This is a genomic window from Oceaniferula flava, assembly GCF_016811075.1.
Classification (GTDB): domain Bacteria; phylum Verrucomicrobiota; class Verrucomicrobiia; order Verrucomicrobiales; family Akkermansiaceae; genus Oceaniferula; species Oceaniferula flava.
Window position 1 is genome coordinate 229,890 of sequence record NZ_JAFBGL010000001.1, and the last position, 13,517, is coordinate 243,406.

Consider the following 13,517-nt stretch of genomic DNA (forward strand, 5'->3'; position numbering starts at 1 on the left):
GGGTGTTAGAATCGTCTGAGGGTGGTCGGCACGCAGGCCTTCGGATCTTTCTCAGGGTAGTCCAACGTGTAATGGATTCCGCGAGACTCCTTACGGCGCATGGCGCAATCGACCACTAAGGTAGCGGTGGCTACCAAGTTGCGAAGCTCCAAGATATCAGATGTGATACGATGCCCCCAGTAAAAACTTCGGACCTCCTTGCGCAGGTTGATCAGGCGGTGGGCGGCCCTTTCCAGTCGGTTGGTGGTGCGGACGATGGAGACGTAATCCCACATCAGGCGGCGAATCTCATCCCAGTTGTGATAGATCACCACCATTTCATCCGGCGGGGCAGTATCGCCATGCTCCCAGGCAGGCACCTCGGGAGCATCGGGGGTGGGTTTGGAAAAGGGATACTGGCGGAGGATTTCCTGCAGGGCCAGGCGGGCCATGACGTGGCCTTCGAGCAGGGAGTTCGATGCCAGTCGGTTCGCCCCATGGAGGCCGGTGCAGGCAACTTCACCGATGGCGAAGAGCCCGCGGATATCGGTCTTGCCATTGACATCGGTGACGACGCCACCGCATTGGTAATGGGCGGCCGGGACGACGGGGATGGGGGCCTTTTCACAGTCGTGCCCGAACTCCAGCAGGGTTTTGTGGATGTGGGGAAAGCGCTCTTTCATGAAGCCCTTCGGCTTGTGGGTGACATCGAGATAGACGCACTGGGCGCCGGTCTTTTTGATCTCGTGGTCAATCGCGCGGGCGACGATGTCACGCGGTGCGAGCGACTTTCGGGGATCGTATTTCTCCATGAACTCGCGACCTTCGGCATCGCGCAGGATGCCGCCCTCGCCGCGAACGGCCTCGGAGACGAGAAACGAGCGCGCCTTGGCGCCGGTGGCGGCGGGGTTGAAAAAGCAGGTCGGGTGGAACTGCACAAACTCCATGTTGGAAATCCGTGCGCCTGCCCGCCAGGCCATGGCCAAACCATCGCCGGTGGCACTGTCCGGATTGGTGGTGTAGAGGTAGACTTTGCCACAGCCGCCGGTGGCCAGCACCACGCGGTCCGAGCGAAAAATGTTCACGTCGCCGGTGCTTTCATCGAGCACGTAGGCACCGAGAATACGGTCCTCGGAGACCATGCCAAGCTTGCCACTGGTGATGAGATCCACTGCGAAGTGTTCTTCCAAAAGGGTGATGTTCGGGTGCTTTCGGGCGGTTTCCAACAGCGATTCTGCAATCTCGCGACCGGTGGTGTCCTTCGAGTGCAGAATGCGGCGGTGGCTGTGCCCACCTTCCTTGCCGAGTGAGAAGTCTGCGCCATTTTTATCGAAATCGACACCGCAGGAAATCAGCTCCTCGATGGTGGCGGCACCTTCTTCCACGATAGTTTGCACGGCCTGCTCGTCACAGAGTCCGGCTCCAGCGTCCAAGGTGTCCTCCACGTGACTGGCGATGGTGTCGCCATCTTCGCGCAGCCCCTCGGGGAGCACCGCCGAGATACCGCCCTGCGCCCAGGTGGTGTTAGATTCCAGAGCCTTGCCCTTGGTGAGCACGATGACGGTGCCATGTTCCGCAGCGCGGATGGCAAAAGAGAGACCGGCAATTCCGCTGCCGATGACGAGAAAGTCAGAATTCATCAGACCGCCAGTGTATGGGACTCGGTCGCCATGTCCAGCGCGCGCTTGGGCATCTATCAGGTCGGATTTCCAAGGTGCCGCTGGACAGTTGCTCGCCGGGGTGAGATTTTGCCCGGCAGATGGCGGAAATAGCACTACTCATGGAACGGCTCGAGACAGCCATGGCTGATGTCGGCCCGGATGCATGCCGGATCTTTCACGGTCGCGGTGGAGTGGACGAGGCGTGGAAACATGTGGTGATCGACTGGTATCGCCCGGCACTGCTGGTGACGCTCTACGCGGATCGCGAAAACAGCGCGGACTGGCTCACGCAGCTGCAGACGATGGCAGAGCAGCATGAGAAAATCGAGTGTCTTCTGGTGCAGCGCCGCTATCAGGCGGGGGCACCGGTGGAGAGAATCTTTGGCGAAGCACCGGAACAGGCAACGGAGAGCGGTCTGAGCTATCAATTGTCGCTGGAGAAAAACCAGAACCATGGGTTTTTCCCCGATATGAAACCGGGGCGTGACTGGCTCCGTGAACGCGCTGCAGGAAAGCGGGTGTTGAACCTTTTTGCCTACACCTGCGCGCTCTCGGTCGCCGCCGTCCAAGGTGGTGCCCAGCAGGTGGTGAATCTCGATCAAAGCAGCCGCTCGCTGGCGGTCGGTCGGGAGAACCATCGACTGAATTTCCCTCCGGAGCGCTGCCGCAGTGTCCGCTACCTGGCGCACGATTTGTTCAAGTCCTGGGGGCGGCTCAAGCGCTTGGCTCCCTTTGATTTGGTGGTGCTCGATCCGCCGTCGCATCAGCCGGGGAGCTTTGTGGCGGTGAAGGACTATCCGCGACTGCTGCGCCGTTTGCCCGAGGTGTTGGCTGAAAAGGCGGAAGTGCTTGCCTGTCTGAATGCGCCTGAACTCGATGACACATTTTTGACCGAACTCTTCGCGGAGCACCTGCCGCAGGCAAAGTTTTCCGGCATCTTGCCCCAACCAACTGGCTATGAAGAGGCGGAAGCGGGACGACGCTTGAAGCGCTTGGTTTATCGGCTCGAAGGATGACTGCGGTGTGATGACTCACCGAGAAATAGCTGGTCATGGCAGGCCTCGATCTTTAATTTGTAAATAGCCGTGATTGAAAACCTACGGTGGATCTCGATGGCTAAATACTTTCATCTTACAGGACGGGCCTTGGTGCTGATTGGCTTCATAGTAGGTCTCTACGGCTGTGCCCCTGCCGTTAGCCCCTCGCAGGCAGGGCATGGACAGAGTTTGAAACGTGATGCGCTGGGACACCGCCCCGGGCCGCGAGGTTTTACCACGGTATTAATCGACGCTGGACATGGCGGCAAGGATACGGGAGCGCTTGGGCATGGACACACCGAGAAGCTATTGGCGCAAGAAGCTGCCGAGCTGTTGAAGAAAAAGCTCAAAGGGAAATTCAAAGTGGTGATGGTGCGAAAGAACGATCGCTTTGTCGACTTGGACGATCGGGTGGCCAAGGCGAACCGATATAACTCCGCGATCCTCGTGAGTCTGCATTATAACTCTTCGCGCTCGTCCTACGTGCGCGGGCCGGAGACTTATTATTGGAGGGTGGATAGCTACAGCCTTGCACGGCGGATTCAGTGGAATATGGAGAAAGTGGCTGGTGGCAGACACAGTAGTCGGGGGCTGGAGCGCCGTCGTCTAAGGCTCACCAGGAATCCCAAAATCCCCTGTGTTTTGGTCGAGTTTGGCTACCTTTCCAATCGACGTGAAGCCCATGCGATCAACTCAGCTTCGTATCGGGATCGACTGGTTTCCGCTGTGGCCTCGGCCATCATCACGCAGCAGGCCCAAGGTGATGCTGGCACTGGACGATTACCCCGACCGATCACCAAGCCTCTGTCACGCGCGTCTGATCCTCCTGGTTCTTGATGTTAGCGAACCCTCTTGAAGTGAGCTATTTCCCAGGGAGATGAAAGCCGCTTGGCAGCCATGGCGTATCGAACCTGTGCGCTGATGACCGAACGGCACGATTGTTTTTCAATTTCACTATCTAACAGACAAAGTTCCTTCGCTGTCGATGGCATGCATGTAAACTTCCACTAACTATACCTATGAAACGCATCCTCACCCTCGCCATGAGTTCATGGCTGGCCATTTCCTCTGCACAAGCGGCAGAAAAACCTAACATTCTTTTTATTTTTGCCGATGACATGGCAGTGAACACCATTCGTTCACTGGGAAATACTGAGGTGAAAACACCTAACCTAGATCGTCTGGTTAACGGAGGCACCGTCTTCACTCACGCCTACAACTCGGGAGCCTGGCATGGCGCTGTCTGTGTCGCTTCACGCACGATGTTGCAGACCGGGTTACAGGTCTGGGATGCAAAAAATACCGAGTCTAAACTGGATACAGAATTTCTCCAAAAGAAACGCTTCTGGCCTCAGCTGTTGGAAAAGCAGGGCTACGAAACCTGGTTTGCCGGCAAGTGGCACGTCGGTTCAAGCTCCGGGAAGGACAAGCTAGCGAAAGGGGCATTCAATCACACGGCCAACATCCGTGCGGGCATGCCCAGGCCGAAGGGGAAGAGTGGTTACAACCGCCCCAAGAGCAAGGATGACCATGGCTGGAAGCCGTGGGACAAATCTAACGAAGGATTCTGGAGAGGAGGAAAACACTGGAGTGAAGTGCTCGCTGACGACGGTGAAGAGTTCATCGCCCAGGCCGCCAAAAGCGATAAGCCGTTCTTCATGATGCTGGCATTCAATGCTCCGCACGATCCTCGCCAGGCACCGAAGGAATACTGTGATATGTATCCCTACGATAAAATCCAAGTGCCAGAGAATTTCCTCCCCGAGTATCCTCACGAGATCTGCAGTAACAGAAACCTCCGCGATGAGAGACTGGCTCCATTTCCCCGCACCCCCTACGCCATTCAGGTGCACCGCTCGGAATACTACGCTCTGATCAGCCACATGGATGCTCAGATTGGTCGGATCCTCGATGCTCTAATAAAATCAGGCAAAGCAGATAACACCTACATTATCTTCACCGCTGACCACGGACTGGCCTGTGGTGAACACGGACTGATGGGGAAACAGAACATGTTCGATCACAGCGTGCGTGTCCCTTGGGTGATCGTGGGTCCCGATATCCCTAAGGCGAAGAAAATCAGCAGCCCGATCTATCTTCAAGACGTCATGGCAACGACACTTGAAATTGGCGGAGCCGAAAAGCCAGGCCACGTGCGTTTCGAAAGCGTCCTGCCGCACATCAAGGGGGAGGGCAAAGTCCGCGAGACGATCTACGGCGCTTATATGGACAAGCAGCGGATGGTCACCACTCAGAAGCATAAACTCATCCGCTACCCCCAAATCGACGTGGAGCTTCTATTCGACCTGGAAAAAGACCCACATGAGATTAGCGATGTTTCCAAAGACCCCGCCTATGCTGCCGTGTTGAAAGACATGCAAAAGCGTCTTGCCGAGCAAATGAAGGATCTGGGCGACCCCTTGGCAAAGAACTAACAGTCTCTGCAGCGTCGGTCAGCTACCTATTGCTGACAACCTCGGTGGGGCGATCGTCTGGCCTCGCAGGTAGGTGGCAGGAATGTCGATCGTCTGGTCCATCGCCTGTCCGGTCTCCAACCATTGGATGACCGCTTGGGCCATGGTCGCTTGTGGAAATTCGAAGCGGCACAGGCCCGGTTCAAACCACTCGGCCTCCACTTGATTGTTGAGGAGGATGAGCGATACCTCTTCGGGCACTCGCACTCCATGTTGGGCCAAGTAGCAGTGGGCGGTGATCAGTTCTTTCCAGTCCAAGAACACCATGGCAGTGGGGAGCTGGTCTGGAATCAAGCGTTGCATCAGGCCTGAAATCACATCTTTGGCAAAGTAGGGGCTCTCTGGGTTGTGATAGGGGGCGTGATACTGAGCTCCCATCGACTCGATCGCTTCTCGTGTGATTTCGCTGAGGCGTTTTTTGAACAAGTCGGGGCGATCGTTCAAGGGGAGCACGATTTTACTATGACCAGCTTCGGTTAACAAGTTCATCGCTTGTTTTGCCAGTCGATGCGATTTGACACCGATCACAGGAACTTCATGCGTGCCTCGTTCGCCTCCAAAAAAAAGGATCTTCAAACCTCTCTCCAGAGCCCATTTCGCTATTAGTGGTCGGCCATACACTGCGACGATGGGGGTGCCTTTCTCCGCGGCAATCACATTGTCCCACGATCGGTGAGGCCTTTTCGCGTGGATGAAATTCACCACGACCTTTCGCACGTGCCATCCTTTGGCGATCAATTTGGTGGTTAGGAGCTCTAGGATGGAGCGTGTGGAAGCCACCAGTTCATTGATGTTTTGATGGGTGAGGATGATAATAGTTTTTGGTTTTTTGCGAGGTGGACGTGGTTTGTTAGGCGAACCTGCGGTGGTTATGTGGAAGGCCTTGCGCGGACCAGGATGCTCCAAGACACCTTCTTTGACTAATTGGTTCAGGGCCTTAAGGACGGTGGGAGCGCTAACGCCGAGCCGCTTGGCAAGTATCCGTGCGCCCGGGAGTTTATCCTCCCAATCGCCTCCCTGGCAGGCGTTGCGTAGTTCCTCAACAACATATTCCAATGGGCTCTGTATCTGGATGCGCTTCATCGCATCAACAAGGTTAAGCAATTTTTCAATCTGCACAATATATTGTGCAGATTTTTTCTGAGGCTGATCTTCTGGCTCAGTCAGCGAAGGATATAAAGAAGAATCTATCAGCCATAGATTTGGTCTGATTCATCAACATCCACCCACTTATTTAACCAATACTATGAAAAAAATTGCCTTACTTTCCTTGATGAGCCTCCCCCTTAGCGCAGCTACCGTCTCCTGGGACGGAGGTGGTGCTGATAGTTTATGGGAAACAGCCGACAACTGGAGTGATGACGCGGTCCCTAGCTCGGGAAACGATTATGTGGTTGATGCCAACACCGTGCGGACTGCGGATGTGTCCACCAATACCTTTGCTGGAGACAGTTTGACCGTTCAGAATGGTGCGGTGCTGAATCTTTATCGAACCAATGGAGGGGGCTACTTCACCGTCAGCCATACGATCAATTCATTGACTGTTAGTGATGCAGAGCTTCGGCCTGAATCGTCGGTGGGGTCCATTGGACATATTCTCACCAATAGTGTTCATTTCACCGGCAGCAACACCATCAATATGAATTATAATAGTGGATACACCACGCTCATGTTTTTGGATGGTGGTCTGACTGGTAGTGGCACCATTGCAATCACGCGTGACAGCACCGGCTCCACACGCTCATTGAGCATTGGCGGCGATGCCAGTGGCTATGATGGTGACATTACTTTTTCTAATGTAGAGAACACTGAAGTTTTGACTCTGAGCCTTGATCATAGCTCTGGTTGGGGAACCGGTGGGGTGATCATCGGAGACTACGGAACCTTGTCGTTCAATACTGACGTTACGAATACTGCCGGACTTGTATCGATGGGAACGACTGGCACCACTCTCGACCTCTTGGACGGCACCTCAAGCACGGTGGGTGCTTTAAGTATCGGTGGTAATGCCGTCAATCCTGGGGTTTATGATGCGGCCTCTTTGGGGGCATTGGGTTACGGTGGCTCTTTTACCGGAGCTGGAAGCTTAACGGTGGTGCCTGAGCCATCATCGAGCGCTTTACTGGCACTCGGGGGTGTTGCCTTTTTCTTGCGCCGTCGTCGTTAATGCTTTCACTGTGTGTTCTAAGCAGCCTGTCCTCCTCTCGGTGGTGGGACAGGTTTTTTATTGGTTGTTTGTTAACCTGTTAGGGGTGTGAAGCATGGGTGGTGGGTGACTGAATCGATCTCCTGTGTTGTGTGCGCCGCGCTGAGGGTAAATCGCAGTCGTGCGGTGTTTCTCGGCACTGTGGGATAGCGGATGGCTGGCACAAGAAATCCGGAATCACGCAGCTGTTGCGAGAGCTCGAGGGCACGCTCGGCCTCACCTACCATCAATGGCAGGATGGAGGATGTGGCGGGGCTTACCTGTGGAACCTGTTGCTCAAAGTGACGAATGTTAGACCACAGTTTCTCTCGCAGCTGCGCGCCTTCCTCACTGCTGATGATTTGCAAGGCTGCCAAGCTGGCCGCGGCTTGTGCCGGGGGCGGGGCTGTCGAGTAGATGAATGAGCGAGACCTGTTGATGAGCAGGTCAATCCACGATCGAGACGCTGCCAGATATCCTCCGGCGACCCCTCCAGCCTTGCCCAGTGTGCCCATGTGAAAATCAATTTCACCGCAGAGGCCAAGTTCCTCGGCCAGCCCCATGCCCGATTTTCCAAGCACCCCGAGAGCATGGGCTTCATCGACGAGGAGAAGGCTGCGGTATTGCTTCGTCAAGGCTGCGATTTCCTGTAACGGCGCCCGATCTCCATCCATACTGAAGATGGACTCGGTGACCACTAACAAGCGAGAATCGGCCTGCGCCTGTGCGCTACATCTGGCTAGCAAATGCTCCAGTTTCTCCAGATGGTTGTGTGGGAAAACGCGGATCTTGGCCCCACTCAGTCGAGCCCCGTCGATCAAGCTGGCGTGGCAGAGTTTATCCAGGATGACGGTATCGCCTTTTTGCAGGAGCGCAGAGAGCACTCCGACGGATGTGGCGTAGCCGGTGGAAAAGGTGAGGGCTGCCTCGGTGCCTTTGGCCTCGGCGATGAATTGCTCAAGCTCGCGGTGTGGGGCTAGCGAACCACAAACCAAGCGAGAAGCCGTGGACCCTGCACCGTATTCTCCCACCGCGTGTTGATAGGCGGAGACGACTGCGGAATGCTTGGCGAGGCCAAGATAGTCGTTTGAGCAAAAGTTGACCAGCGAGGGCGCATTTTCAGGCAACCTGCGCCGCAGCGATGCCAGCTCAAGCGCGGCAAGTTCCTCATCGGGCTGACGCATGGCCTGAGTGGATCTGATACTTCGAGTGGATTACCGTGATGCAGGGCGCTCTAATGCCCAGCGCAGGAGTTTCTCCGAATCGTTCCAGACCGTTTGTGTCGTGGCACCAAGGACCACGACGATGGCAGTGCGACCATTCAGTGTGCCGCTAGAAATGAGGCAACGACCTGAAGCGCGAGTGGTGCCTGTTTTCATCCCATTACAATAGCTCAGGCGTTTAAGCACCTTGTTGGTATTGGTCAGGCGCTTGGTGCGTCCGTTGGCATATTGGAAGGTGTAGGAGCGGGTGTTTGTGATGCTTCGGATGACTGGGTTTTTGTAAGCTTCACGAGCGCAGATTGCCATGTCACGGGCGGTGGAATACTGCCCCTTGGCGGTGAGACCGTGCGGGTTCAGGAAGTTGGAGTTTTTCATTCCAATGCTGCGAGCTTTGCGGTTCATCACGGCGGCAAACTTGGCTTCGCTGCCGGCATTGTCCCGAGCCAGTGCGCGAGCTACATCGTTGCCACTTTTGACTAACAGCGCGCCGACCAACTTACGTCGGGTGTAGACTTCACCCGGAAGGATGCCGAGTTTGGTCGGCTCCACCCAGGTGTCGCTTTTGGCGATGGTGAACTTTTTGTTCAAATTACCTGCGTCGAAAACACAGAGTGCGGTGATCAGCTTCTGGGTGCTGGCAACGGCGCATGGTTGATCTGCATTTTTTGCGTAAAGCACACGGCCGGTTTCGTAGTCGACTACGATGGAGCGTGGAGCCGCGATGGCTGGTGCGGGCGTGCGGGGCACGGTGGCTACCTTGACGGGCGCGCTCGTGGGGCCTCCTGTCGGCGTTGTCACGCGTGGTGCTTGTGCGCAGGCGATAAGCGGTAGAGATACAAGGAGAAGAGGTAAAAGTGGTAGGCGCTTCATAAATCAATATCGTTACGCCCGACCGTCTCCCATCATGGCATCAAGTCAAGGAGGAACGTGGTTTGTTTGATGCGGTGGCATGATCTCTTCGCAGATCTGCTTAGGGCTTCTTTTTATCGGAGAGGGTGAATTCTTCGCAATTGACTGCTTTATTCAAATCAGGGTGTCATTGGTACATGCTTTGCTTACCGCATGTCGAATACCTAACGGCCTCTTTTTCCGATCAAAGATGACCTCGGGGAGGCACAATTTTGGCAGGAAAGGGACAAATCACGTATCTAATAAGAAATGAATTGTGCATACATCGAAGAGCGTGCGATCCTCATCAAAACGTAATGAATGATGTTGATATGTGCAAACATGTAAATACATTGTAATGATATTCATAAAGGCAAAATTTCAATACACAACTAACTCCAATCTCATGAACACCCATCTACGAACAGAGCGATTAACGCGATGCACGAGCCAGTTATCAGGTTCTGGAGCCACTCGTCAGGGCTTTGCTCTGATTGCGACGATTTCCGTTATGGTTCTGCTGGTAATGATTGCCCTGGCGATGCTGAGCTTGTCGACCCTGGAGCTAAGACAATCGGGTCGGTCCGAGAACCAAGCGGTTGCGCAAGCTAATGCGCGAATGGCCTTGATGCTGGCCATTGGGCAGTTGCAGAGAACGGCTGGTCCGGACCAGCGCGTGACGGCCACGGCGAGTATTTTTGACAGCAGCCCGGAAACCCTGGAAATTGATGGTGTCGCACTGCCCCATGCGCTGGGCGCGTGGTCGACACTAACTGACGCAGGTGACCCGATCATTTACCAAGCCGGTGATGGCTACCATGCCGATCACCGAAACCCTGGCGATTCTGATTTCATCGATCACCGTGAAAACCCAATGACCTGGTTAATTAGTGGTGGGGATGAAGACGGTTTTGACCCTCGTAGTCTGACTTTAAGCGAAGGCAGTGACGGTGTGGTGATGGGGTTTGACCAAGGACAACAAATTCTCGCACCTCTGGTCACGGATCAAACCGGAGGAAGCGGTTCTGCACGGGGGGCATATGCTTATCACGTCACCGACCTGGGAATGGCGGCGCCAATTGTGCAGTATAATAAAAACCTCACGGCCGAGCCCTCATCGACTTCTGCTGATAACGGGGGATATGCCAATCTCTACACTGGCACCAAGCGCCCGTATGATACTTTGACGGAAACATCCGGTGCTTTGACCGCCATTTCCGAAGATAGTGTGGTGGAGGATGAAAGAACTGCCAGCCGATACATTTCCTACCGCAGTGCTGGAATTAACCCAGACGGGAGCGCAAACGATGTGGCCCGTGAGTTACTGCATAACTACGACCAGGAATTCACGCACTACAACAGTGCTTTGTTCGTTGATACCTTGAATGGCGGTCTGCGCACGGATTTGACTCCCTATTTCCAAAGCTCAGCTGATCCTGGAGAAGGCGGCTTGAGTGGTTCAAACGGAACCTTGTTCGCCGACACGGACCCGCTGCTTGAACACGATCGCTTCAACCTGCTTTCGCCAAAATTTGGAGCTCTCCGAGATTTCATGAAATTGGGTGACGAAGCTGGAAACGATCGTAGCATCGCTCCACGTGCTGCGATTTATGGTGGGGGCGCTAACAATGATTATCCCGATCCTACCAAAGTGGTGAAGCACGGGGTGCATCCCTACATTGCTGAATACAGCATGTATACTCGCCCGGTGATTAACTCCTCATCGTCATCGAACATGTCCTTGCTGATTTATCCACGTGTTACTTTGTGGAACCCTTATAACGTGGCTATTGATACTTCCGGCTACTTCGTGCAGATCAACCAACGTGGCTACTTCCAATTGATCACCGATGATGATGTTGATGGCAATGGCAGTAATGATGCATACACCTTCACAAGTTCTTATTGGGGGAGCGCTTTGTCAGGAGATGGCAGCAAAGCTCGCCCCAGCTACTTCTTCTTCTATCTGGATCCAGTGAAAATCGAACCCGGCCAGGCTCTGGTCTTCACTCCGGCGCACAATGGAACTCAGAAGATCGAGTTTCGCGATGGGAGCATCGCTAACAACCGCCTATCCGCCTCGGCGGACATTAATGATCTGAATTGCTTCTACGTCGATATGGGCGGAACGGCCGCAGATACTAACAAAGACCTGCAGTATAAGTTCAAACGCTACTGGGAGAACGGTTATCACATCGGCTACGAGGAGTCTACATCAGCCCGCTTGCGGATTGCCAACAGCACTCCTAGCTACAGCCAGATCATCGGAGGTTCGGATGATGACCCGAATTTCCCAATCGTCCACACCCTGGACATTCACAACTGGATCCGTGGCAACGAAGGTCGCTGGCACGATATTAACCGTCCATGGTTGCCAGTGTTGGATATGTCGTCTGCGAATACCACGCCGCCAGATAACCGGACAAAGCTTGGAATGCGTCTGAAGGCTTTCTATGAAACCGTGGAAAACACCACCAATCAACCAAACGGTTACTGGGATTTCCCCCTCTTGGAAATGGCCAACATGCGAGCTCCTTTCTACCGTCGCACGCCATGGGACTGGCTTTTCCAGAACCCGACTGTGCTGCATGAGTATTCCTTTGGGCCGCTGGCTGGGGATAATCAGGAACAACCGGGTTACTTGGATCCCTTTATGCTTCCGCGCTATGTGAGTGGTGTTTCCGAAAGCTCACCCTTCCTGGATTCCAGCAGTGCTTCAAATTTGAGATATGTCCTCTTCGATGTGCCACCGGCTGATATGGAAGTCTTCTCGATCGGGCAGCTGCGCCAGGCACCATTGACCCATGAGTTCAGCGCTCCCAGCTTTATCATTGGTGAGAGTCTGGTTCCCGTGACCTCACCTCGCGACCAAAGTGCCTTCTCCGCCTCGGAATACAGCAGTATCTGGTGGAATGGTCTGAGAGAAAGCCGAGTGCCGAGTTATGCCACATGGTGGCAGGACGAGCTCGACCCTTCCAATCAATATGCAGCGTATGATTTCCGCTATGAGACGAACTTGGCTCTCTGGGACAAGTATTTCTTCTCCACCCTGCCTGAGGGAGATACCTTGGAAATCTACACTGATGCAGGAACACTGCCGCACCCGAACATGCGTGTTGTCAACGATGCCGGGCTTGACCTCAGCCAGGCAGATCTGACCAAGCCAGACGTCATTGCCCGCAATCTGCGGTTAACGAACCACCACTCGGTGAACTCGACCAGCGCGATTGCATGGAAGGCGCTGCTGTCCATGAACATGGGGCTGGATATTGACGGGAATTCAACGGATGACGAATCAGTTCCTTTCCCCGGCACATCATCTCCCATGGGCGACGGTGTGGGGCTGACCTCCTCCGAGGATGAAGACGCTTGGTCCGGATATCGACAGCTCAGTAGCGATGAGATTGACCTGTTGGCTCAGAAAATTGTCGAGCAGGTGAAACGCCGTGCGCCCTTCATTTCGATGTCTGATTTTGTGAACCGCCGTTTGCGCAGTGCGGATATCGATACCAGCGCTTCTCCAGACGTTTCCGGACAGTCTGACGAAGACTTGCTGAGCTATGCCGGACCGATCGAGGTGGCTATTCGCAAGGCCTCGCTGAATGCCGGGATGCAAGATTTTACACTGAAGTCGACCACCGAATACGTCTCGACCTCCAGCCCGGCAGAACGCTTTGCGACCGCTAACACACCGACCGAACGATTCGCCAATGCACCTGCGCACTTGACCCAAGGGAAAGTTTTGGAAACGATCGGTGCCACACTCACTCCTCGTTCTGACACCTTCCGTGTGCGGGCCTATGGTGAATCCAGAGACTCTGACGGAAACGTCAATGCGAGAGCGTGGTGTGAAGCCATCGTGCAGCGCTCATCCGAATACGTGGACTCCATTTCCGACGAAGCTACAGTCGCCTTCGATGATCTTACCTCTGAGGTGAACAAGACCCACGGGCGCCGCTTTAATATCCAATCGTTCCGCTGGCTCAGTGCGAATGAAATGAACGATTTCAACTAATCCGATCTCACTCGAAACCTCTAAGACCTATGATGAACCCACGCTTTCTAGTCCG

At 54.5% G+C, this 13,517-nt stretch carries 9 protein-coding genes; 5 read left to right on the forward strand and 4 right to left on the reverse strand.

Annotated features, from left to right (window positions below; all coding sequences use genetic code 11):
* Positions 1 to 5: 5 nt before the first annotated feature.
* Positions 6 to 1,619 (reverse strand): L-aspartate oxidase, encoded by a 1,614-nt coding sequence (nadB, locus tag JO972_RS00975; protein ID WP_309488118.1) that lies wholly within the window; start codon positions 1,617 to 1,619, stop codon positions 6 to 8.
* A gap of 140 nt (positions 1,620 to 1,759) precedes the next feature.
* Between nadB and JO972_RS00980 the strand changes: the two genes are divergently transcribed.
* From JO972_RS00980 to JO972_RS00990, 3 genes are all read left to right on the forward strand, one after another.
* Positions 1,760 to 2,656: a class I SAM-dependent methyltransferase gene (locus tag JO972_RS00980; protein WP_309488119.1), complete on the forward strand. Its 897-nt coding sequence runs from the start codon at positions 1,760 to 1,762 to the stop codon at positions 2,654 to 2,656.
* A gap of 96 nt (positions 2,657 to 2,752) precedes the next feature.
* A complete protein-coding gene (locus tag JO972_RS00985) occupies positions 2,753 to 3,514 on the forward strand; it encodes an N-acetylmuramoyl-L-alanine amidase (RefSeq protein ID WP_309488120.1) in 762 nt (253 codons plus the stop codon).
* 182 nt (positions 3,515 to 3,696) lie between these two features.
* Entirely contained in the window at positions 3,697 to 5,112 is a 1,416-nt protein-coding gene (locus tag JO972_RS00990; protein WP_309488121.1) for a sulfatase family protein, read from the forward strand.
* Between the two features lie 18 nt (positions 5,113 to 5,130).
* Here the strand turns inward: JO972_RS00990 and JO972_RS00995 are convergent, their stop codons facing one another.
* A complete protein-coding gene (locus tag JO972_RS00995; protein WP_309488122.1) occupies positions 5,131 to 6,270 on the reverse strand; it encodes a substrate-binding domain-containing protein in 1,140 nt (379 codons plus the stop codon).
* A 127-nt stretch (positions 6,271 to 6,397) separates the two neighbouring features.
* On the opposite strand from JO972_RS00995, the gene JO972_RS01000 reads away from it, so the two are divergent.
* A complete protein-coding gene (locus JO972_RS01000) occupies positions 6,398 to 7,318 on the forward strand; it encodes a PEP-CTERM sorting domain-containing protein (protein ID WP_309488123.1) in 921 nt (306 codons plus the stop codon).
* A 71-nt stretch (positions 7,319 to 7,389) separates the two neighbouring features.
* Here JO972_RS01000 and JO972_RS01005 read toward each other — a convergent pair whose 3' ends face one another.
* Together JO972_RS01005 and JO972_RS01010 are read right to left on the reverse strand one after the other, a co-directional pair.
* Positions 7,390 to 8,520 carry an aminotransferase class I/II-fold pyridoxal phosphate-dependent enzyme gene (locus JO972_RS01005; protein ID WP_309488124.1) on the reverse strand — a complete coding sequence of 377 codons (1,131 nt, stop codon included), beginning with the start codon at positions 8,518 to 8,520 and terminating at the stop codon, positions 7,390 to 7,392.
* Between the two features lie 30 nt (positions 8,521 to 8,550).
* A complete protein-coding gene (locus JO972_RS01010) occupies positions 8,551 to 9,306 on the reverse strand; it encodes a D-alanyl-D-alanine carboxypeptidase family protein (protein WP_309488125.1) in 756 nt (251 codons plus the stop codon).
* 652 nt (positions 9,307 to 9,958) lie between these two features.
* On the opposite strand from JO972_RS01010, the gene JO972_RS01015 reads away from it, so the two are divergent.
* Entirely contained in the window at positions 9,959 to 13,462 is a 3,504-nt protein-coding gene (locus JO972_RS01015; protein ID WP_309488126.1) for a hypothetical protein, read from the forward strand.
* Positions 13,463 to 13,517: the final 55 nt, after the last annotated feature.